Source organism: Nonlabens dokdonensis DSW-6 (assembly GCF_000332115.1).
Lineage (GTDB): Bacteria > Bacteroidota > Bacteroidia > Flavobacteriales > Flavobacteriaceae > Nonlabens > Nonlabens dokdonensis.
The window spans coordinates 1,680,193-1,700,827 of record NC_020156.1; the positions used below are offsets into that span (position 1 = coordinate 1,680,193).

General features: G+C 35.0%; 24 protein-coding genes. 19 read left to right on the forward strand and 5 right to left on the reverse strand.

The annotated features are described in order from the left end of the window. Positions 1-38: 38 nt before the first annotated feature. Positions 39-551, reverse strand: coding sequence for an acyl-CoA thioesterase (locus DDD_RS07380; protein ID WP_015362182.1), 513 nt, complete (start codon positions 549-551; stop codon positions 39-41). Positions 552-757: 206 nt separating this feature from the next. Here DDD_RS07380 and DDD_RS07385 point away from each other — a divergent pair, with 206 nt between their 5' ends. The 3 genes from DDD_RS07385 (at position 758) to DDD_RS07395 (ending at position 2,360) form a co-directional block, all read left to right on the forward strand. After that, entirely contained in the window at positions 758-1,300 is a 543-nt protein-coding gene (locus DDD_RS07385; RefSeq protein WP_015362183.1) for a hypothetical protein, read from the forward strand. A gap of 26 nt (positions 1,301-1,326) precedes the next feature. Beyond that, positions 1,327-1,566 (forward strand): hypothetical protein, encoded by a 240-nt coding sequence (locus tag DDD_RS07390; RefSeq protein WP_041567017.1) that lies wholly within the window; start codon positions 1,327-1,329, stop codon positions 1,564-1,566. Between the two features lie 68 nt (positions 1,567-1,634). Next, positions 1,635-2,360, forward strand: coding sequence for a hypothetical protein (locus DDD_RS07395; protein ID WP_015362185.1), 726 nt, complete (start codon positions 1,635-1,637; stop codon positions 2,358-2,360). Between the two features lie 117 nt (positions 2,361-2,477). Here DDD_RS07395 and DDD_RS07400 read toward each other — a convergent pair whose 3' ends face one another. Together DDD_RS07400 and DDD_RS07405 are read right to left on the reverse strand one after the other, a co-directional pair. After that, positions 2,478-4,019, reverse strand: a complete 1,542-nt coding sequence (locus DDD_RS07400; RefSeq protein WP_015362186.1) for an Rne/Rng family ribonuclease — start codon at positions 4,017-4,019, stop codon at positions 2,478-2,480. Positions 4,020-4,286: 267 nt separating this feature from the next. Next, positions 4,287-4,577 carry an HU family DNA-binding protein gene (locus DDD_RS07405; RefSeq protein ID WP_041567018.1) on the reverse strand — a complete coding sequence of 97 codons (291 nt, stop codon included), beginning with the start codon at positions 4,575-4,577 and terminating at the stop codon, positions 4,287-4,289. Positions 4,578-4,700: 123 nt separating this feature from the next. On the opposite strand from DDD_RS07405, the gene mutY reads away from it, so the two are divergent. From mutY to DDD_RS07435, 6 genes are all read left to right on the forward strand, one after another. After that, complete coding sequence (mutY, locus tag DDD_RS07410; RefSeq protein WP_041567019.1) at positions 4,701-5,744, forward strand: A/G-specific adenine glycosylase; 1,044 nt, start codon at positions 4,701-4,703, stop codon at positions 5,742-5,744. A 109-nt stretch (positions 5,745-5,853) separates the two neighbouring features. Next, positions 5,854-6,354 (forward strand): single-stranded DNA-binding protein, encoded by a 501-nt coding sequence (locus DDD_RS07415; protein WP_015362189.1) that lies wholly within the window; start codon positions 5,854-5,856, stop codon positions 6,352-6,354. 20 nt (positions 6,355-6,374) lie between these two features. After that, a complete protein-coding gene (locus DDD_RS07420; RefSeq protein ID WP_041567020.1) occupies positions 6,375-7,703 on the forward strand; it encodes a gliding motility-associated protein GldE in 1,329 nt (442 codons plus the stop codon). Next, positions 7,688-8,257, forward strand: a complete 570-nt coding sequence (gene gldD / locus DDD_RS07425) for a gliding motility lipoprotein GldD (protein WP_015362191.1) — start codon at positions 7,688-7,690, stop codon at positions 8,255-8,257. Before DDD_RS07420 ends, gldD begins: the two co-directional genes overlap by 16 nt. Positions 8,258-8,331: 74 nt before the next feature. Further along, positions 8,332-8,871, forward strand: a complete 540-nt coding sequence (locus tag DDD_RS07430) for a hypothetical protein (protein ID WP_015362192.1) — start codon at positions 8,332-8,334, stop codon at positions 8,869-8,871. A 115-nt stretch (positions 8,872-8,986) separates the two neighbouring features. After that, a complete protein-coding gene (locus DDD_RS07435; RefSeq protein WP_015362193.1) occupies positions 8,987-9,886 on the forward strand; it encodes a DMT family transporter in 900 nt (299 codons plus the stop codon). Here DDD_RS07435 and DDD_RS07440 read toward each other — a convergent pair. After that, the gene (locus DDD_RS07440; protein ID WP_015362195.1) at positions 9,883-10,239 is read right to left on the reverse strand and encodes a hypothetical protein; all 357 of its coding nucleotides are present in this window, start codon (positions 10,237-10,239) and stop codon (positions 9,883-9,885) included. The two genes, DDD_RS07435 and DDD_RS07440, sit on opposite strands and share 4 nt — an antisense overlap. 274 nt (positions 10,240-10,513) lie before the next feature. On the opposite strand from DDD_RS07440, the gene DDD_RS07445 reads away from it, so the two are divergent. Continuing rightward, positions 10,514-11,086, forward strand: coding sequence for a TetR/AcrR family transcriptional regulator (locus tag DDD_RS07445; RefSeq protein ID WP_015362196.1), 573 nt, complete (start codon positions 10,514-10,516; stop codon positions 11,084-11,086). Between the two features lie 51 nt (positions 11,087-11,137). After that, the gene (locus tag DDD_RS07450) at positions 11,138-11,887 is read left to right on the forward strand and encodes an SDR family oxidoreductase (RefSeq protein WP_015362197.1); all 750 of its coding nucleotides are present in this window, start codon (positions 11,138-11,140) and stop codon (positions 11,885-11,887) included. A 72-nt stretch (positions 11,888-11,959) separates the two neighbouring features. Here DDD_RS07450 and DDD_RS07455 read toward each other — a convergent pair whose 3' ends face one another. Next, complete coding sequence (locus DDD_RS07455; protein ID WP_015362198.1) at positions 11,960-12,754, reverse strand: DUF6503 family protein; 795 nt, start codon at positions 12,752-12,754, stop codon at positions 11,960-11,962. A gap of 177 nt (positions 12,755-12,931) precedes the next feature. On the opposite strand from DDD_RS07455, the gene DDD_RS07460 reads away from it, so the two are divergent. The 8 genes from DDD_RS07460 (at position 12,932) to DDD_RS07495 (ending at position 20,633) form a co-directional block, all read left to right on the forward strand. Beyond that, a complete protein-coding gene (locus tag DDD_RS07460) occupies positions 12,932-15,775 on the forward strand; it encodes a WD40/YVTN/BNR-like repeat-containing protein (RefSeq protein ID WP_015362199.1) in 2,844 nt (947 codons plus the stop codon). Positions 15,776-15,813: 38 nt separating this feature from the next. Further along, the gene (locus tag DDD_RS07465; RefSeq protein ID WP_015362200.1) at positions 15,814-16,371 is read left to right on the forward strand and encodes a hypothetical protein; all 558 of its coding nucleotides are present in this window, start codon (positions 15,814-15,816) and stop codon (positions 16,369-16,371) included. Positions 16,372-16,384: 13 nt separating this feature from the next. Further along, positions 16,385-17,203: a cyclase family protein gene (locus DDD_RS07470; RefSeq protein WP_015362201.1), complete on the forward strand. Its 819-nt coding sequence runs from the start codon at positions 16,385-16,387 to the stop codon at positions 17,201-17,203. A gap of 9 nt (positions 17,204-17,212) precedes the next feature. Then, positions 17,213-17,833: a DUF4230 domain-containing protein gene (locus DDD_RS07475; protein WP_015362202.1), complete on the forward strand. Its 621-nt coding sequence runs from the start codon at positions 17,213-17,215 to the stop codon at positions 17,831-17,833. A gap of 27 nt (positions 17,834-17,860) precedes the next feature. Continuing rightward, entirely contained in the window at positions 17,861-18,094 is a 234-nt protein-coding gene (locus DDD_RS07480; protein WP_015362203.1) for a hypothetical protein, read from the forward strand. Next, the gene (locus DDD_RS07485; RefSeq protein ID WP_015362204.1) at positions 18,094-18,411 is read left to right on the forward strand and encodes a type II toxin-antitoxin system RelE/ParE family toxin; all 318 of its coding nucleotides are present in this window, start codon (positions 18,094-18,096) and stop codon (positions 18,409-18,411) included. The genes DDD_RS07480 and DDD_RS07485 overlap by 1 nt, the downstream gene beginning before the upstream one ends. 5 nt (positions 18,412-18,416) lie before the next feature. After that, the gene (locus DDD_RS07490; RefSeq protein WP_015362205.1) at positions 18,417-18,785 is read left to right on the forward strand and encodes an MmcQ/YjbR family DNA-binding protein; all 369 of its coding nucleotides are present in this window, start codon (positions 18,417-18,419) and stop codon (positions 18,783-18,785) included. A 69-nt stretch (positions 18,786-18,854) separates the two neighbouring features. After that, positions 18,855-20,633: a MutS-related protein gene (locus DDD_RS07495; protein WP_015362206.1), complete on the forward strand. Its 1,779-nt coding sequence runs from the start codon at positions 18,855-18,857 to the stop codon at positions 20,631-20,633. Positions 20,634-20,635 lie beyond the last annotated feature (2 nt).

The following is a 20,635-nucleotide window of genomic DNA, read 5'->3' on the forward strand; positions in this document are numbered from 1 at the left end:
TCGCGAAAGCGAAACCAACACAAATTAGGATAAAATAATTAGTCCTCAAAAAGCGCTTTCAACTCTGTCGCGTCTTTAGCCTTCATTTTTCCAGCGAGAACTAGACTTAATTGTTTACGTCTTAATGCGCCGTCATAACGTTCTTTTTCTACCTCACTTTCTGGTTGGATAGGAGCGATTTGTATAGGTCTTCCAGTTTCATCTACCGCTACAAAAGAATAGATAGCTTCATTTGCCTTAGTGCGTTCACCGCTTTCACGATCTTCTACCCAAACATCCATGTAAACTTCCATAGAGGTGTTAAAAGCTCTAGTCACTTGTGCTTCTATAGTTACTACACTTCCTAGAGGAACCATTCTATTAAAAGCAACGTGATTTACAGACGCGGTAACCACAATACGCCTGGAATGACGTCTTGCAGCGATACTAGCTGCACGATCCATACGTGCCAGCAACTCACCACCGAATAAGTTATTCAGCGGATTTGTCTCACTTGGCAATACCATATCGGTGACGGTAGTAAATGATTGTGAAGGTGTTTTAGGCTGCATGCTGCTTAAATTTTTTGCAAAGGTACTCGCTAATTTATGTTGAGGTAGTTTATTTAAGAAAAGTTTGAAGTTATAATTTTCCCGCTTTCGCGAAAACGTGTTGATAAATAATCACTCTAGAACACATAAACTTATGTTAAACGATATTAACAAAATATAAATAGCTGCTCAATAACCTAGATTTAAAGGAAATAAAAGCAATAATTATGAACGTAATTAACATTAGAAATAGTTTTCCCTTCCTTTGGAAGGGATTAAGGGTTGGCTTATTTGCCTTATTAACCCTAACAGCCTGCGATAAAAACGACGATGACAGCCCACAAGATCCAGTGTCTCAATTGCCGCCAGAGACAACTACTGGTGAAAATACCTTTGGATTTGTTTTAAATGGAGAACCTTTTAATATAACTAACACTTCTAATCAGTTTGCCATATATCAAAATGGATTTCTTCAATTTGGTGCAGCTGGTATAACAATTATTATTATAGATCCAATAAATGAAAATTTTAATTATGATTTAGTACAAACATCTTCAAATCAGGCCAAATGTAGATTTGCCATTGAATCACAAGATGGGTCGCTTTGTGTTTATGATTATGAAGATACAATATTGGGTTCATTAACATTTACAAACATCGATGACAATAATTTCATAATATCAGGAACTTTCGAGTTCTCTACTAATAATGAAGAATGTGAAAATATTGATATTACAAATGGGCGCTTTGATTTACAATACATACCGTAAAAGAAAACTTATAACAACTATCTAATATGAAAAAGACATTATTATACGTATGTTTATTGATATCCATCTTCGGATCAGCACAAAACAATGATTACTATAACCGCATGCAGCATATCTTTGGAAACATTGATACAAACAAAGTAACAACAGGATTTCTAAAAGATTTTGGGATACGTTTTGCAAATATGGAAGAGTGTGGTGGTGACTTAACAGCAAACAATTATGTAAATGAGAATGAATGGCAGTTGCTGTATAATTCTTTATGAAATATAACCCCTTTTTCTTACTCATATTAGTTCTCATTTCATGCAGTAGTTGTTCCAGCTCACAATTAATGAATGATTATAAAAAGCTCAATTTAAAAGGAAAGGTTTCCTCTGTAAAAATTAAGCAGTTTAAAGCTGTTGAGAATAACGGTGAAATAATTGTTCAGTCAATAGAGCAAAATGATAAATCTGTCGTTGTAGCTATCGACAATCATTTTTATTTTGATAGAAATGGGAAAACCATAGAGCGTCATTGGTTGATGAATAATACTTTGAATAGAAAATTTCTTTATGAGTATGACGATAGGGCACTTTTAAGAACAGAAAACGAATACAATTCTAGAGGAGATCTAGATGCTACATTAAATTACCAATATAAATTTAATGATCAAGGACAAATTATAGAGCAAAAACAAATAAACGGAGATGATGAAAATGATTCTTTTAGAAAAATTAGTCATTTTGAGAATGGTTTTAAAATAAAAGAAGAGCTTTATTATCCGAACGATGCTACTCCTGTTGAAATCAGAGTTTTTGATAATGACCAAAAAGGTAGAGTTGTAAAACAAACTATTTCTTACTCTGAAAACGAGATTGCAGAGATCGAAATGACAAAATATAATAAGGATGGTTATCCAGTTAAGATTACTACTCTATATAATGATACAGATATGGTCGAAGTTTCTGAAATGCGGTATCTTGAATTTGATAAACAAGGTAATTGTACTAAGATATTGATACTTGTAAATGATCAACCGAAAACTATTTTAAAAATGGAATACGCTTATTTCTAACTCAAATTTAAGTAATATTAAAAGTAGCTTTCTAATTCCCGCTTTCGCGAAAGCGAAACCTAAATACAACCCATAAAAAAACGCCTACAAATCGATGCTTGTAGGCGTTTTAAGTTTTTAAGTAAGCTCGTTACCATCTTTATCTTTGAAATGATATTCTAGATAAGTGTAGGCATCTCGAGGCATTACCTTGATCCATTTTTTGTGTTTCATAAACCACTTAGATCGTATAGAAGGATAGCCTTTTGTAATAAAAGCCGAAATAAAAGGGTGCGCATGTAGCGTTACTTTTTTGTGTCCAGCTTTAAGGTGTCTTTCTAGATTTTCTATGATTTCCTGAATGACTAGGATAGGAGCTTGAATCTCATTTCCATTGCCATCAGGGCTTTCCTCACGAGTTTTGATATTAACTTCTTGTCTTACACGCTGTCTTGTAATCTGGATCAAACCAAATTTACTAGGCGGCAAGATTTTGTGTTTTGCTCGGTCATCAGCCATTTCATCGCGTAGGTGTTCATAGAGTTTCTTGCGATTCTCTGCCTTACGCATATCGATAAAATCTACTACTATGATTCCGCCCATGTCTCTAAGCCTTAACTGGCGTGCAATTTCTGTTGCTGAGATCATGTTTGTTTCTAGTGCGGTGTCTTCCTGACTATCTGCTTTATTAGATCTATTACCAGAGTTTACATCTATAACATGCATTGCTTCAGTATGCTCTATGACTAGGTAAGCACCTTTACTCATAGAAACAGTACGGCCAAATGATGTTTTGATCTGTCGTTCTATACCATATTTCTCAAAAATGGAGGTTTTTGGATTGTGGTATTTTACAATAGACTCTTTATGTGGGGCAATAGTTTTTAAATAGTCTTTAATTTCTTCATATACTTCTTGATCGTCTACGATTATTGAAGTGTATGTATCGTTAAAAACATCTCTCATAAGGGAATTAGTACGACTTACTTCAGTCATAACTTTAGTTGGGAAAGGAGCTTTATGCATTTTACTGCACATGTTTTCCCATTTTTTTACAAGATTTTGTAAATCTTGGTCCAGATCTGCTACTAGTTTACCTTTTGCGACCGTGCGTACAATAACGCCAAATCCTTCAGGTTTAATGCTTTTTACAAGTCTTTTAAGACGGCTTTTTTCTTCTCTGTCTTCTATTTTTTGAGATATAGAAATACGATCAGAAAAAGGAACTAGAACAACATACCTACCTGGTAAAGAAAGCTCAGCACTGAGGCGAGGTCCTTTGGTAGAAATGGGTTCTTTAACAACTTGAACAAGAACTGGTTGTCCTGGTGTGATCATTTTTTCGATCGCACCGTGTTTTTCTAGATCTTTTTCAAATTTGATATCTTTAAGCGCAAAATTTTTGCGTCTGCCGCTTAAAATTTGTTTAGTGAATTTAAGTTGGGTAAGGTATTTTACTCCAAGGTCGTGATAGTGTAAAAAACCATCTTTCTCATAGCCTACGTCTACAAAAGTAGCGTTAAGGCCAGAGAGTACCTTGCGTGTTTTTGCAATGAATATATCGCTTACCGCAAACTTACTTTCTTCTTCATCTTTGTGTAATTCGACCAGCCTACCATTTTTAGTAAGGGCATAATCGATTTTTGTAGCACTGGAACGGATAATAATTTCTTTATCCATGATTCCTGTAATGTTTATAACCTCACTATTTCTAACTATTAGAAACAGTAAAGTACGTTTATAATTATCTGGTACAAATTATAGTAATTTGTACACTCAACGAGCTGTCATGAGCAACCCTATTTCAATGAACTCTTAAAAATAGAAAAAGTAGTCTTGGACTACTTTTTCTTTTTGTGACGATTAGCACGACGACGTTTTTTACGTTTGTGCGTTGCTACCTTATGTCTTTTTCTTTTTTTACCGCTTGGCATATCTCTTATATTTTTACTTAACTTTTACGTTTGTTTTCACTCCATCCACAAACACTTTTGCTGGTTTGAATGCTGGGATATTGTGAGCAGGGATTTTAATTGTTGTATTCTTAGAGATGTTACGTCCAGTCTTCTCTGCTCTAGTTTTCACTATAAAGCTTCCAAAACCTCTCAGGTAAACATTCTCTCCAGTTTCTAAAGAATCCTTCACTTCATTCATGAAAGACTCAACAGTTGCTTGTACATCATTCTTCTCCATTCCAAGTTTGTCTGAAATTTTAGATACGATATCTGCTTTAGTCATTTTTTAAATTTAATTAGGGTTATTAAATAGGGCGCAAATATACCTTAAAAAACTAAATTAGAAATCTCTAATTGATTAAAATTTAAGAAGATATATATTGCGGCCTGCATTTTAACGTATTTTATGAACTTTTCTCAGCAACTTATTGATTGGTACACAGTTAACAAAAGATCACTGCCTTGGCGAGATACTAAGAATCCCTATTTTATATGGCTTAGTGAGGTGATTTTACAGCAAACTCGCGTTCAGCAAGGGTTACCTTACTATAAAAGTTTTGTTAAAAAATTCCCGTCAGTGGAGAATCTCGCTCATGCACCTCAAGATGAGGTACTCAAATTATGGCAGGGATTAGGCTATTATTCTAGGGCTAGAAATTTACAAACTGCCGCCATGCAGATCGTCGATAATAATTCAAAATTCCCAGATAATTACAAAGATTTACTACAATTAAAAGGTGTAGGTGAATATACAGCCGCTGCAATAGCGAGTTTCGCCTTCGGAGAATCTGTTGCTGTGGTGGATGGAAATGTGTACCGAGTTCTATCACGTATATATGGTATTGCGACACCTATAAATGTTCCAGCTGGAGTTAAAGAATTCAAGTCTCTTGCTGGCAAATTATTAGATCAACATGATCCTGCAACCTATAATCAGGCGATTATGGAATTCGGTGCGATACAATGTGTTCCTAAAAGTCCAGATTGTAGTGTTTGTCCATTCCAAAGTAATTGTATAGCCTATCAAGAACAAAGGGTTAAAGAGCTTCCGGTCAAATTAAAAAAAACTAAGGTTAAAAACCTTTTTCATCATTATCTAGTGATTCAAACTCCTTCTAAGAAAACTGTTTTACATCAACGCGATAACAGCAGCATCTGGGCAGGCTTGTTTGAGTTTCCTTATATAGAAGCGCAAGGTGCGTTACTACCGCAAGAAATCATTGAAGAGAAGTTTTTTAAGGAACTGGTAGGAGAATCTCGCTTTCGCGAAAGCGTATACAATCAACAACCTATTATACATAAATTGTCTCATAGAAAAGTACATGCCTATTTCTGGATTATTGAACTAGATCAAGAACTGAATGATACTCTTAGCATTGAAGATGCAAGGGCAAAACCTGTTCATGTTTTGATGGAGCGTTTTATGAAAGAATTTTGGCAAGGGAAGTAAAAACTATTTTGTAATTTAGAAGTATAGGAGTGAGCAGCACTTCCTTATTTCATATCTTTGACGACTTTTTTAAAACGATACAAGGTAATAAACGCAATACAAACTAATTATGGCAGGAACGGTAAATAAAGTGATACTAATAGGTCACACAGGCGATGAGGTAAAAATGAAGTACTTTGAAGGTGGAAATTGCATAGGTAGATTTCCACTAGCTACAAATGAAGAATATGTAAACCGCAATACTGGCGAACGTGTTTCTAATACAGAGTGGCACAACTGCGTCGTTAGAAATAAAGCGGCAGAAGTCTGTGAGAAATACCTCAAAAAAGGAGATAAAGTATATATCGAAGGACGCATTAAAAACCGTCAATGGACTGGTGAAGATGGTCAACAAAGATATACGACAGAAATACAAGTAGCCGAGTTTACATTTTTAACTCCTAAAAATGAAGCCTCAGCACCTAGTAAGCCTATGAACCAAGCTCCTGCTAGACCTGCTCAACAAGCACCATCAAATTCTCAGAATAACGCAGCGACAAGTAATACTTACAGCCAGCCTGCTGCAAGTAATAGCAGTGTGAATGAAGATGATGATGACTTACCATTTTAAAAGAACCAAGCAATCACTAAGTGGATCCTGACCCATCACAATTTCTTTATATATCTATGATTTCTAGTGGAGATCAAATGATGTACGTAATAGTTTTCATTTTATTACTTATTGCTAGTGCCTTAATAAGTGGCGCTGAGGTAGCGTTCTTCGGACTTTCAAATACTGAGTTAGAGGATGAAAATGAAGACTTTGCTAGACGACACATCGTTCGCAAGCTATTATTTAGACCTAAAAAGCTTCTTGCGACCATCTTAATAGCAAACAATGCTATTAATATCACATCAGTACTGATTTTTAGTATTTTAAGTGATAGCTGGTTTGAAAATATTGCTGATTTTTATTTGTTTGATTTTCAGATCAATGTGCGTTTTATTTTAGAAGTAGTGGTAGTTACTTTTTTGATTTTGCTCTTTGGTGAGATTTTCCCAAAAGTATATGCAAATCGCAATCCTAAAGGTTTTGCCAGTTTTATGGCTATACCACTTAATATTCTAGATAAAGTTTTTAGCTTTTTGAGTTTGCCTATGCGTTATGTTACGCTTCAAATCCAAGAACGTCTAGGAAGTAAAAAATCAAACATTACTGTTTCACAATTATCACAAGCTCTTGAGCTAACAGATGAGAATGACACAACTGATGAAGAGCAACAGTTGTTACAGGGAATTGTAAGCTTTGGTAACACGCAAACTAAAAATGTGATGCGCAACCGTATGGATGTATTTGCTCTAGATGAAACATTACCGTTTATAGAAATTATTCCTCAAGTTATAGAAAATGGATACTCGCGTATACCATGTTATAAAGAAAGTATAGATCAAATTACTGGAGTTCTTTATGTAAAGGACTTGCTTCCTTATATTGATAGGAAAAACTTTGAATGGACCAAATTATTAAGAGAAGCTTATTTTGTGCCAGAGAACAAAAAACTAGATGATCTTTTACAAGAATTTCAAGAGAAGAAAAAGCACATCGCAATAGTCGTAGATGAATACGGTGGCACCAGTGGTTTGATTTCTTTAGAAGATATTATTGAAGAAATAGTAGGTGATATAAGCGACGAATTTGACGAAGAAGACTTAGTGTATTCTAAGCTCGATGATAAGAACTATATATTTGATGGTAAAACACAATTAAAAGACTTCTATAGAGTTCTTGATCTTGAGGAAGATAATATATTGATTTTTGACACGGCAAAAGGTGAGTCAGAAACACTTGCAGGTTTTATCTTAGAACAAACTGGTTATTTCCCTCGCAAATTAGATACTATTGTCTTTCATAACATTACCTTCCTTGTAGAAGTGATGGATAAAAAAAGAATCAAACAAATTAAATGCACTATAGCTTGAGACTTATAGCAACCTTATTAGTACTAATTTTATTATCTAGCTGCAATGACTCAGATGTTTTACCTAAACCTAGTGGACAACTTGCTTTGGATTTTCCTAAAGGTAATTATGTAGAAACAGAAAATACTGGTTGCCCGTTTTCCTTTGAGCTTAATGAATATGCTAGAGTTCTTGCAAAACGTGATTGCTCTATGAAAATAGAGTATCCAGGAATGGATGCGACCATTTATCTCAATTACAGACCAGTACAAGATAATTTGAGGCAGCTTCTCATTGATGGCCAGAAACTATCTTACGAACACAATCAAAAGGCAGATGTAATTGCAGACTATCCTTTTGTAAATCAGTTGAACAAATCCTACGGTATGATGTATGAAATAGAAGGAAACGCTGCATCTAACGCGCAGTTCTATGTGACTGATAGCACAAAACATTTTCTTACTGCTGCATTATATTTCAATACACAACCTAATTACGACTCCATTTTACCAGCAGTAGATTATGTAAAAAGTGACATGGTCAAAATGATGGAGACGCTTACTTGGAGGGATTAAAATACTTATTAAAGGGTATTTCATAATATTTTATTAAGAGTTATCATTGGTGTAACTAATTAATTAAAAATAACATGAAAACTTTCAAATCGATTTTACTCTTTGTATTTGCTACTTGCGTATTAATTTCTTGTGATAAGGATGATGATAACGGCGATGTCGCTGGAAACGGAACAGGTTCCTTTATGTATGACGGCAATGATTTTGCACTAAATAAAGGATCCATTATCAATTATGGTGGTTCAGGAAACTCTTTTAATTTTGACATAACCTTAGGCTCTCCTAGTTTAAGTTTCGACCAGTTTGGAGATTTTGATGGTACTGGTGATGCGATTTATTTTGAATTATGGACCGACCAGCAATCAGGTCTTAAAAACGGTACGTACAATTACGATCCTTCTTCTCAATCAGATTTTACATTTACAATTGCAGAGGTAGGAGTAGGCTGTGATACAAACGGCACCTGTACTTTTCAAGATTCTGCAAGATCAGGTTCAGTGACAATCAATAGGAGTGGTAATAATTACAGTCTTTCATTTAGCTTTATGACAGATACAGACGAAGTAATAACTGGTGCTTATGAAGGAACTTTAAGATCCTTTTCAGATATTTAAAAGAGAACCTTTTTATCATCAAACCGATCTGAAATCTAATTTTAGATCGGTTTTTTTATGTTTTTATATGATAGGTCGTCTTTTAAAAAGTAGCACCTTTGCGGTTTGAAATTTTATGGATCCTTCAAAGTTAAAATACGTTTACCTCATAATACTAAGTCTTATTTGGGGATCTTCTTTTATTCTTATAAAGAAAGCTTTAGGAGAAGAAAATGGTGAATTAGTATTACAGCCATTGCAGTTAGGAGCTGCACGGACGATAATATCTGGTACGATTCTAATTATTATAGGGTGGAAATCCTTTATATCTACCGATAAAAAAGATTGGCCGTGGCTTGCAGTTTCTGGACTTTTAGGAACTTTCTTCCCGGCATTCTTATTTGCTTATGCTCAAACTGAAATCGATAGTGCTATAAGTGCTATACTTAACTCTACTGTACCATTGATATCTTTGATAATGGGTGCCGTTATTTTTGGGATATCTTTTTCACGCAATCAGTTGATAGGTGTCATCATTGGATTAGCAGGAGCAATAGGTCTGGTCATAGCGGGAATGGAAAGTCACCCAAATCAAAACTATTTATTTGCAGGACTTATTTTAATAGCATGTGTTTGTTATGCGAGTAATGTGAACATAATCAAGAAGTATCTTCAAAACATAAATCCTCTTGCTATCGCTACTGGAAATTTCATTTTTATAGTCCCATTAGCGATCATTGTTTTCTTTTCATCAGATGGTCATTCTATTGAGTTTAATGACAGTCGAGTGCAAGAAAGCTTTTTGTATATAATTGTTTTATGTCTGTTTGGAACTGTTGCAGCCAAAATCATGTTTAACAAACTCGTACAAATGACCTCACCTGTATTTGCGACATCAGTTACCTATTTGATGCCTGTCATAGGGCTTACTTGGGGAGTTTTAGACGGAGAATTTTTCAACGTATGGCAAGGTGTTGCAACAGCCGTAATAATTTTTGCAGTAGTTCTAGTAACACGTGAGAAGAAAAAAGCCTAATCGATTACCTCACTGGCAACCATATAGTTGACAATTGCTTCTTTCATCAATAAAGATTGTTCTCCAGCTTTAAGCGATGGCAAATTTTCCTTTACAGTAAAATGTGGCCATTTATCGTCATCATAATGAGAAAACTCATAGTAACCATAAGGTTCTAACACGCGGCAAATAGCGATATGCATCAATTGCAGCTTCTCGTCTTTTTTAAATTTACGATGTAATTGCCCTAACTCCTGTACTCCTATAATAAATAAAATCGCATCAAGGTCCATTTCATCTCCATCTGCAAATTTTGATTGAAAAAAGGCTACAGTTTTTACCCATCTCTCTTTTAATTGCTCATCTCTTGTCATGTTACAAAGATACTTCTAGAAAGTTGTTCGGTATCTTAGAATATGTTATTTATTCCGCTTTCGCGAAAGCGGAAACTCAATCAGCAGTTGAAAATATACCCTTTTAGGGGTATTTTATAAACTGCATGTGGCACCTATATTTGAGCATTAGTCAAAAATTATTAGGGATATGTTTTTGATAAGTCCACTGGTCCATTTACCGGTGGACTTTTTTGTTAAATATTGGTAAAAGCTTTTTGAAACGATCGTTTCAATATATATTTGCAGTGATATTATGCCTCGAATAGAAACTTTTAATAGAGAACAAGTGCTTCAAAATGCCATGCAGGTATTTTGGGAGCGTGGCTATAATGCTACTAGTATGCAAGATCTTGTTGATGCTACAAGGTTAAATAGGAGTAGTATTTACAATAGCTTTGGTGGTAAAATGGAATTATATCAGGCTTCTTTAAATAAGTATCTAGAAGACACTCAATCTCAGTTTGCTCCTATTTTAAATAGTGATAAAAATCCCTTAGATAAAATACGTTCAATTTTTGAAAGCTTTTTATCAGAAATCTATCATGATTCTCGTGGTTGTATGAGTATGAATTGTAAGTCTGAAATGTCGTCAAATGAGGACTTGAGAAAATGGTTAGAAATTACTCAAGAGCAAACGTTAACTATGTTTCAGCAATTAATTCAAGAAGGTCAAAATCAAGGCGACATCAATAAAAATCAAAGCTGTCGTGTTTATGCATGGCATGTATTCAATTCCTTTCAAGGATTTAGAATGACAGGAATTTTAGAAAAGCAAACAGGTGTACTAAAAAGCATAATAGATAACAGTTTAAGTATATTAAAGTGAATTTTTTTTAACCCAATTTGGAACGATCGTTTCAATATAAAACAATTAATAATGAGTAAATTAAAAGGAAAAGTAATCGTAATTACAGGTGGTACAAGCGGTATAGGTAAAGCAACAGCTCAAGAGTTTCTTGATCAAGGAGCTAAGGTCATTATCACAAGTCGTAAACAAAATAATATTGATGCAACGATAAAAGAGTTAGGAGGAAACCTAACAGGTTTTGTAAGTGACGCTGGAAACTTTGATGACCTTCAAAATTTCAACAAGGAACTAGGTAAATACACAGATCATGTAGATGTTTTATTTGTTAATGCTGGTTTTGGTAAATTCACGTCTCTAGTTGATGCTGACGAAGAGCTGTTTGATTCTCAATTCAATGCCTTAGTTAAAGGTAGTTACTTCACTATTCAAAAAACACTACCTTATTTGAAAGCAGGTAGTTCTGTGATTTTAAATACTAGTGTTGTTACAGATATTGCAATGCCTGGAGCTAGCATTTATGGAGCTGCAAAAAGTGCCGTTTCTTACTTGACTAAAAGTTTTGCAAATGAGCTTAAAGAGCAACAAATAAGAGTAAACGCCGTGAGTCCTGGTCCTATAGGTACTAATTTTTTTAATGAGGCTGGAGTATCGCAAGAGCAACAAGAGGCAATGGCCACTCAGATACTAGCTCAAGTTCCTATGAACAGATTTGGTGAAGCATCTGAAATTGCAAAAACAGTAGCTTTCCTAGCAAGTTCTGATTCTAGTTTTATAACTGGTCACGAGATTCAAGTGGATGGAGGAATGGCACAGATTTAAAAGGATAAATCTGAGATGATAAGTCACAAGAGCTCAACATTTGAAGAACTCTTGTGACTTTTGTTTTTAGTATCAATCTACATAAATACCATTTTCTGGCATTTTAAAAGTCTGCTTATCTAGTCCTCCACGATCAATGTCTACTTTTGAGAAAACCCTAGTCTTTCCAGCGCTCACTGTAGGTTTATTCTCTTCTACTTTGTACCAGGTCAACTCCTTTGGAAGCAGTAAACCATTAACTTCTTGCCATTTATTGTATTTAATGTAACTGTATTCATTAGACTTTTCACTTTGACCATAAGTTACCGTATACGCAAGCCATTCCATTTTTTTAGTTTCTGGATGGTAATACAGGATGTAATTATCGTCTGGCGCGTCACCTACATTTGCTTCATAACCTATTTTAATTCCTGGATAAACTAAGCCATCTTTTTCTAATGGTGCCGCATCACTATAAACTATTCCATCGTCTGCCAGTAAAAAAGGCATGGCATAAAAATAAAACATCAAATTGTGATAGAATCGAGCACGTTCTTTAGGAAAATAGGTGCTGTCTTGAGCGATCCAGACTTTTCCATTAATAGAACCTATACTATAGTTAGGAGCTTCCAACATGATATCTCGTGATTTGAGGTCTGTAATGGTGCTTTGATCGTCCATATTATAAGTCATGCTTTTCATTTCAGACCATTCTTGAAGTCCTCCATGAGCGCTGAAAACATTTAGTAACTCTTCTGGATATCTAGATGTATCAATTGCTGCGATCTTAGCTTCAGTGGATGGTACCTCTTTTGAAGGGCTGTCGTTCTCTGTCTTGCACGATGTGATTACTAAAATACAGGCAAGGGCAATAAATAAATTTTTCATATTTCAAATTTAAATGTAAATATACAGCGACTGTTCAAGGCTAGATTATTAATAATGCCTAAGAACTTGAACATTTTACCTTTACCCATCGTAGCAATTAGTAATCTACAGAATCAGTTATAAAAATTTTAAGTTCAAGTTCTAACTCGTATCTTTAAACGCCAATAAAATTAAGCTATGAAACAATTTCTTTCTATTCTATTTTTAAGTTCTTTTTTGATTTCTTTTGCCCAAAATCCTAAAGCAACTCCTACGACAAAAGTTCAAAGTGGTCTTTTAAAAATGGAGCAAATGGAGCAATCATCTCCGTTTAAAAATCTAGAATTTAAAAACATAGGGCCTACAGTGATGTCTGGTCGCGTCGTAGATGTAGACGTAAACCCTAATGATCCTACCGAGATGCTTGTTGCCTACGCCAGCGGTGGATTGTGGCATTCTAATAATAACGGTACCAGTTTTACTCCTGTTATGGATAACGCAAGCACCATTAATCTAGGAGATATTGCGGTAGATTGGGATGCTAAAACTATCTGGGCAGGAACTGGAGAAAATAATTCTAGCCGCAGCAGCTATGCTGGAATAGGTTTGCTTAAATCAACAGATTGGGGTAAAACATGGAGTGAACCTATGCTTACTGACTCTCATCATATCGGTCGCATTTTAATAGACCCTAAAAACACAGATCATGTCGTGGTAGCCGTAACGGGACCTTTATACTCACAGAGCGATTCTAGAGGAATTTACGCTACAAAAGATGGCGGAAACACTTGGAATAAAACACTTTTTGCGACTAACATGGCTGGATTTATAGACCTAGCTGTTGCACCAGAAGATTTTAATGTAATGTATGCGGCAAGTTGGGAAAAAGATCGCAAAGCTTGGAATTTTGATGGAGATGGAGAAGCAAGTGCTATTTATAAAAGTACGGACGCTGGACAAACCTGGACTAAAATAACCACAGAATCCAGTGGCTTCCCTATTGGGACTGGAGTAGGCCGTATAGGACTTGCTGTTTATGATGCCAACACCGTGTATGCCATTCATGATTCGCAATTTAGGAGACCTAAAAAAGAAGACGATTCATCAAAAGATGAAAATAAAAACCTTTCTAAGGATGATTTTAAGCAGATGTCCAAAGAAGCATTTTTAGCATTAGAAGATAAAAAACTCAATACTTTTCTTAAACAAAACGGTTTTCAAGAAAAATACAGAGCGCAAAATGTAAAAAATATGGTTCGCGCTGGTGACGCAACTCCTATGGATGTTGCTAAGTACCTTGAGAATGCCAATACGCAGCTTTTTGATACACCAGTAAAAGGTGCCGAACTCTATCGCTCCAACGACGGTGGAAAGACTTGGAAAAAAACTCATGAAGATCAAATCGACAACGTTTTCTACAGCTACGGTTATTACTTTGCCCAAGTACGAGTAGATCCTAGCGACGTGAATCATGTTTATGTAATGGGTGTCCCGATAATCAAATCTGATGACGGCGGAAAAACATGGAAAAGCATTTCAAAAGAAAATGTTCATGCAGATCATCATGCATTATGGATCAACCCAAACAAAAGAGGCCATATTATTAACGGTAACGATGGCGGACTGAATATCTCCTATGATGATGGAGAGACTTGGATTAAAAACAACTCGGCTAGTGTAGGACAATTTTATGCGATTAATTATGATATGGAAAAACCATATAACGTTTATGGCGGCTTGCAAGATAACGGCGTTTGGGTAGGCGCTCATAATGCTAGAGAAGATAGATCATGGCATCAACAAGGTCAGTATCCATGGGAATCTATTATGGGTGGCGATGGAATGCAAATACAAATCGATTCTAGAAATAGCGATATCGTTTATACCGGTTATCAATTTGGTAATTATTATAGAATTAATCGCGACACAGAAGATGGGACTTATATCCAGCCAAAACACGAATTAGGAGAATCTCCTTACCGCTTTAATTGGCAAACTCCTATATTATTGAGTTCGCACAATCAAGACATCCTGTATTTAGGAGGCAATAAATTACACCGATCGATGAATCAAGGAGACGACTGGACTGCCATTTCTCCAGACCTGACTCAAGGCGGTAAAGAAGGAAATGTAACTTATGGCACGCTTACTAGCATTAGTGAATCTCCATTTCAATTTGGTTTAATTTACACAGGATCTGACGATGGATTAGTTCAAATTACAAAAGACGGTGGCGCAAGCTGGAATAGGATTAAAGGCAACTGGCCAGTGAACCTTTGGGTAAGCCGTGTGGTAGCTTCACAACACGATCAAGCGACTGTTTATGTAACCTTAAATGGTTACCGTTTTGACGATTTTACACCTTACGTTTTTAAAAGTACCGACTATGGTAAGACTTGGACTAACATCGGCAATTCTATTCCTACTTCACCAGTGAATGTGATTATTGAACATCCTAAGAAAGAAAATATCTTGTTTTTGGGAACAGATAATGCCAGCTACATCAGTACTGATTCAGGAAGTACTTGGAATCTCCTAAACAATGGCATGCCACCTGTAGCTGTTCATGACATGAAAATACAGCCAGAGGCAAATGATTTACTGATAGGAACACATGGTCGCTCCATTTACACGGCAAATCTGGATGCATTAGAATTATTAGGCGATGATGATAATTTCGCTTTCGCGAAAGTCGACAAAATGAGAGCTTCTTCTAGATACGGCTCACAAGGATTTATGTGGAGTGAAGGACCAGAGCCTAAAATTGAGTTGACTTTCTATTCAAAAATGGCTGGTAAAGTAAAAATGGAAGTCCTTATTGAAGATGGGAAAACCATTTATGAAAATGGAACAAATGCAAGTAAAGGTTTGAACTTTTATACTTATGATGGTAGTGTAGGTGAATATGCTTTGAAAAGATTTGATGAAGAAAACCGACCTAAAAAAGCAGATAACGGTAAGTACTACCTAACTAAAGGAACGTATACTATTAAATTGACTGGTAATTCTGGTACTGCAACACAAGAGTTGATTGTTGAGTAATTGATAATAAAAGTCTACTCTTCATTTAAAAAATCTTTATGAGTCAACTCAAAGTAAGACTTTTATTATTTATACCGATAATATTTTTATTTATTCAATGTATTGACAACTCAGAAAAAATAAACAAATTTGATGAGATGGAAAGTGCAATTCTTAAAGACAAAATTATTTGGAATAAAAATAAAAAATTAAAATGGTCGGACTTCAGATATGACCCAACGGAAAAATCTTTTGTTATATATACTAACGTTGGTTTAAGTGCAAGATATAATGTTGACAATCCAATAATGTTTCGTTCTTATACTACTTTTTCTAGAACAAAGTCCATTGTTTCTGATACAACTCACAAAGATGATTTGAGAATAGCACAAGCTAAATTCGATCTTTTAGAAACATATCGGAGAAAAATGCTACAAAAAGTTGATAGTATTAGAGGTTTGAAATCGAAAAACTTTGAAAAATCTTATTTTGACGATGTGCTTAAAAAATATTATAATGACTTTGACAAGGAATGGGAAATGTATAGACCAATCACTATTGAATCTTTAGAAACAGTTGAGAGAAAAATTGAAAAAGAATTGAATAAGTCATATTAACCTTAGAATCAATATGAAACATTACTTTTTAGTTCTCGTACTATTAATACTCAGTTGTGGAGAAAAACAATCACAACAAGAAGAATTATCCTATATGAAAACAACCATCCAACTAGAAAATGAGCAAGTTTCTATAGATCTTTCAAAACCTCATGATATCAGTATTGCGGTTCAAAACAATGCTGGCGTGGGCGCTTGGTATATTGATCAGCCGCAAATAAAGCACGTAGAAGTAGATGGTTATGTTGGGAATGTAAAATTGGGCGGCTCGACTAATTTTAATGATGTGAATTTTAATCCGCACAGTCATGGAACGCATACAGAATGTATAGGTCATATAACAGAAGAATTTCATAGTGTCAACGATGCGCTGGACGGTACGTTTTTTAAAGCACAATTGATGAGTGTGACACCACAAGAGATGGACGGTGATTTAGTCATTAATGAATCCGTAACTGCCGGTTTAAAAGATGGTGTAACCGCCGTGATACTGCGTACGATGCCCAATCCTGAGAGTAAGATGACTACAAATTATTCTAATACAAATCCGCCGTATGTAGATGCTGGCTTGATGTTACGCTTTCGCGAAAGCGGAATCAAACATTTTCTTATAGACTTGCCTAGTGTGGATAAAGAGAAAGATAATGGTGCACTTCTAGCGCATAAGTCTTTTTGGAATTTTGATGGAGAGCAACGGCTTGATGCAACCATTACCGAATTTATTTATGTGCCTGAAGCTGTAAAAGATGGTTTGTATATGCTGGACCTTCAAGTCGCACCTATTGAAAATGATGCGGCGCCATCGCGGCCTATTCTCTACCAGATATTGTAAATTTGACAAATGGATTTATTATTTTTTCTTGGACTAGCTTTAGGAGCCATTGCCTCGTTTTTTATTTTCAAATACTTCTTTAAAGGTGGTAAAAGAGAAAATAGACAAGAACAAAGCGTTGTGTTGATGGAGAAAATACGTTCTGTATGTAAATTCATTACGGTCGAAGGTGATTTTTCTGAAATTTACCACTATCAAAATGTAAAAGATAAAATTGCCAACTTCCTTCTAGGAAAAAAGAAAGCTATTATATTGATCAAGGCAAAAGCTCATATAGGATTTGATCTTACTAAAATAGAAATGGATAGCGATCCAGATGCCAAAACGATCACGCTTAGAAATTTCCCGCAGCCACAAATTTTGAGTATAGAAACAGACTTCAGTTATTATGATAAATCTGAAGGTTGGGCAAACTATTTCACCAGTGATGATCTTACCGAAGTAACACGCAATGCTAAACAGCACATCATCGATAAAGTTCCAGAAAGCGGTCTTATGGAACAAGCCAAAAAAGAGGCAATAATGGCGATTAAAATGATGGAAGGACTTGCTGCAACTATAGGATGGAAGCTGGATTACAATGCTTTGGTCCTTGATCAAAGTGTTGAGGATAAGAAAATAGAGAGATAAACGTATATTTGAAAAAAAAGCATTCTAATGGACTTACAATCTAGAAAAATCGAGTTTATTCAAGAGTTTCTAAAATTAGAAAGTGATGACGCAATTTCAAAACTAGAACTAACCTTAAAAAATATAAGTAACAAGTTAAAATCAGAACCTGTTGAGCCAATGACTATGGAAGAATTGAATGCTCGAATTGACAAATCTGAAGATGATTTTGTAAATGGTTCCTACATTTCAGCTGAGGAGTTGTTAGAAAAATTTAAGTAATGCTATTTGAGATAAATTGGTCCACAACCGCACAGGAACAATTGTTTCTAATTTATGAATATTATTCTGAAAAATTATCCTCAAAAACTGCCTCAAAACTCATTCGTGGGATTATAAATGAATCATTATCCTTAAAACAAACACCTTATCTAGGTCAAAAGGAAGTATTGTTAGAAAATCGAAGTAAAGATTTCAGATACTTAATTCATAAAAATTATAAGATCATATATGTTATCGACGAGGAAATTTATACCATAAAAATATATGATGTTTTTGATGTTAGGCAAAGCCCTAATAAACTATTTAGAAATATATAAAATCCATGCAAATAGACGAGCTTAGAGACTATTGCCTTTCTAAAAAAGGAGCGACTGAAGAATTTCCTTTTGATGAGGTAACGCTGGTTTTTAAAGTGATGAATAAAATGTTTTGCCTAGCTGGCTTAGAGAAATGGGAACGCGGAGAAAAAACTATCAATTTAAAATGCGATCCAGAACAAGCCATTAAACTACGTGAAAAATACGACGGAACAGTGATAGGTGGTTTTCATTCTAATAAAAAACACTGGAATACGATTTATACAGATCGGGAAATGCCTTCTAGAGAAATACAACACTGGATCAATCATAGTTATGATCTTGTTGTGTCTAAATTGACTAAAAAAGAAAAGGAGATTTTAAAAAATCTATAGAATTTAAAAAAGTAAAACCTACATAAAAACAGTTCTTTATTATACTGGAGCTGATAAAAAACTAAAATATTGCAATCACAACTTCACGATTTTTATAACGAGCGCATTGCTCAATTTACAGATTCTAGCAATAGACTTCAAAATCAATTGCGACTCTCCAGCACCTTCCGTTTTCTGGTTTTCATAGGTGGTTGTGTGGTGGTTTACTTTCTATTTGATTACTGGCAATATGCTGTTTTAGCAGCATTTTTAATTTTTGGCTTCTTCCTTTTCCTAGTTTCAAGACATGAAAATTTAAAACGCAAACGTGATTTTCAAATAGGCTTGCGTGATATTAATGGTAAAGAATTACAGATTCTAGATCGAGATTTTCATGGCTTTCCTACTGGGAAAGAATTTCTAGAAGATGATCATGAATACAGTCGTGATATTGATCTTTTTGGTGTAGGGTCTATGTTTCAATATTTGAATAGAAGTGTTACAAAAGATGGTGTGATCTCGCTTGCGCGAAAACTAAACTGCAACAATATTACCGAAATTGAAAAGAAGCAGAAAGCTGTAAAAGAACTGGCAAAAAAGGTAGATTTTAGACAAGAATTTTGGGCAACAGCAACTTTATTAGATAATGAAAAAGATCCTAATACGATGCTCAAATGGGTAAAGAGCTATCATTCTTTTGTGCCTAAAGTATTTTCTTGGTTGTGCTGGTTATTGTTTGCATTGAGTATAGCAACTTTTACATTGTACTTCTATGATCTAGTGCCCGGTTATATACCAGCAGCGGTGTTTTTTATAGGTTTAGGAATTACTGGAAAATATATTAAGCAAATCACTGCTTTTTCTGGTAACATAAGTAGCTTGGAACTTTTCTTCAGTCAGTACAGTCAATTAATTCTTGCAATAGAGAAGGAAACTTTTGAGAGCGATTTACTTGTTCAATTAAAATCACAAATCACCACAAATGGAGATCCTGCGTCACAGCGGTTTCATGATCTTGCAGGAGCTATAGGACGACTAGATCAAAGAAATAACATGCTTTTTGGTGTGCTTGCAAATGGTCTAGGGCTTTGGGACCTTAAGCAAGTACATACGATTGAAAACTGGCTGCAAGAAAATGCGTCACATATAGAAAATTGGTTACAAGCAGTTGCTGAAGTTGATGCTCTAAGCTCGTTAGGTAATTATGCCTATAATCATCCAGATTATACCTATCCTGAAATTAAAAAAGGTGAATTTCAATTGAAAGCTATTGACGCGCACCATCCATTATTAGATCCTCAAAAATCTATCGGTAACGATATCTCTATAAAATCTGGAGAGTTTTTTATTATTACTGGAGCAAACATGGCTGGTAAAAGTACCTTTCTTAGAACTGTATCGATGAAGATTGTACTTGCTAACACAGGTTTGCCAGTAAGCGCACAGAAAGTAATCTATAGCCCAATTAAGTTAATTACGAGCATGAGAACGAGTGACTCACTTACCGACGATGAATCCTACTTCTTTAGTGAATTGAAACGTCTTAAATACATTGTAGATAAAATAGAAACCGATCGGTATTTTATTGTACTTGATGAGATTCTTAAAGGTACTAATAGTCAAGACAAAGCAAATGGCTCTCGTAAATTAATAGAAAAACTGTCCAGAAAGCACGCCACAGGAATTATCGCCACGCACGATCTAAGTCTTACCGAGGTAGCAAATGAATACGATACGATTTCTAACTATTTCTTTGATGCTGATATTACAAATGACGAGCTTACTTTTGATTATAAATTCAAAGATGGCATTGCCACTAACATGAATGCGAGTTTCTTATTAAGGAAAATGGGAATTGTCGATCAGTAGGA

Coding starts and splice junctions, on each gene's coding strand:
- DDD_RS07475 (WP_015362202.1), top strand. CDS start 17,213: ATGGATTTATTATTTTTTCTTGGACTAGCTTTAGGAGCCATTGCCTCG.
- DDD_RS07395 (WP_015362185.1), top strand. CDS start 1,635: ATGAATGATTATAAAAAGCTCAATTTAAAAGGAAAGGTTTCCTCTGTA.
- DDD_RS07405 (WP_041567018.1), bottom strand. CDS start 4,577: ATGACTAAAGCAGATATCGTATCTAAAATTTCAGACAAACTTGGAATG.
- DDD_RS07445 (WP_015362196.1), top strand. CDS start 10,514: ATGCCTCGAATAGAAACTTTTAATAGAGAACAAGTGCTTCAAAATGCC.
- DDD_RS07480 (WP_015362203.1), top strand. CDS start 17,861: ATGGACTTACAATCTAGAAAAATCGAGTTTATTCAAGAGTTTCTAAAA.
- DDD_RS07415 (WP_015362189.1), top strand. CDS start 5,854: ATGGCAGGAACGGTAAATAAAGTGATACTAATAGGTCACACAGGCGAT.
- gldD (WP_015362191.1), top strand. CDS start 7,688: ATGCACTATAGCTTGAGACTTATAGCAACCTTATTAGTACTAATTTTA.
- DDD_RS07385 (WP_015362183.1), top strand. CDS start 758: ATGAACGTAATTAACATTAGAAATAGTTTTCCCTTCCTTTGGAAGGGA.
- DDD_RS07470 (WP_015362201.1), top strand. CDS start 16,385: ATGAAACATTACTTTTTAGTTCTCGTACTATTAATACTCAGTTGTGGA.
- DDD_RS07455 (WP_015362198.1), bottom strand. CDS start 12,754: ATGAAAAATTTATTTATTGCCCTTGCCTGTATTTTAGTAATCACATCG.
- DDD_RS07430 (WP_015362192.1), top strand. CDS start 8,332: ATGAAAACTTTCAAATCGATTTTACTCTTTGTATTTGCTACTTGCGTA.
- DDD_RS07435 (WP_015362193.1), top strand. CDS start 8,987: ATGGATCCTTCAAAGTTAAAATACGTTTACCTCATAATACTAAGTCTT.
- DDD_RS07485 (WP_015362204.1), top strand. CDS start 18,094: ATGCTATTTGAGATAAATTGGTCCACAACCGCACAGGAACAATTGTTT.
- DDD_RS07465 (WP_015362200.1), top strand. CDS start 15,814: ATGAGTCAACTCAAAGTAAGACTTTTATTATTTATACCGATAATATTT.
- DDD_RS07440 (WP_015362195.1), bottom strand. CDS start 10,239: ATGACAAGAGATGAGCAATTAAAAGAGAGATGGGTAAAAACTGTAGCC.
- DDD_RS07460 (WP_015362199.1), top strand. CDS start 12,932: ATGAAACAATTTCTTTCTATTCTATTTTTAAGTTCTTTTTTGATTTCT.
- DDD_RS07490 (WP_015362205.1), top strand. CDS start 18,417: ATGCAAATAGACGAGCTTAGAGACTATTGCCTTTCTAAAAAAGGAGCG.
- DDD_RS07400 (WP_015362186.1), bottom strand. CDS start 4,019: ATGGATAAAGAAATTATTATCCGTTCCAGTGCTACAAAAATCGATTAT.
- DDD_RS07450 (WP_015362197.1), top strand. CDS start 11,138: ATGAGTAAATTAAAAGGAAAAGTAATCGTAATTACAGGTGGTACAAGC.
- mutY (WP_041567019.1), top strand. CDS start 4,701: ATGAACTTTTCTCAGCAACTTATTGATTGGTACACAGTTAACAAAAGA.
- DDD_RS07390 (WP_041567017.1), top strand. CDS start 1,327: ATGAAAAAGACATTATTATACGTATGTTTATTGATATCCATCTTCGGA.
- DDD_RS07380 (WP_015362182.1), bottom strand. CDS start 551: ATGCAGCCTAAAACACCTTCACAATCATTTACTACCGTCACCGATATG.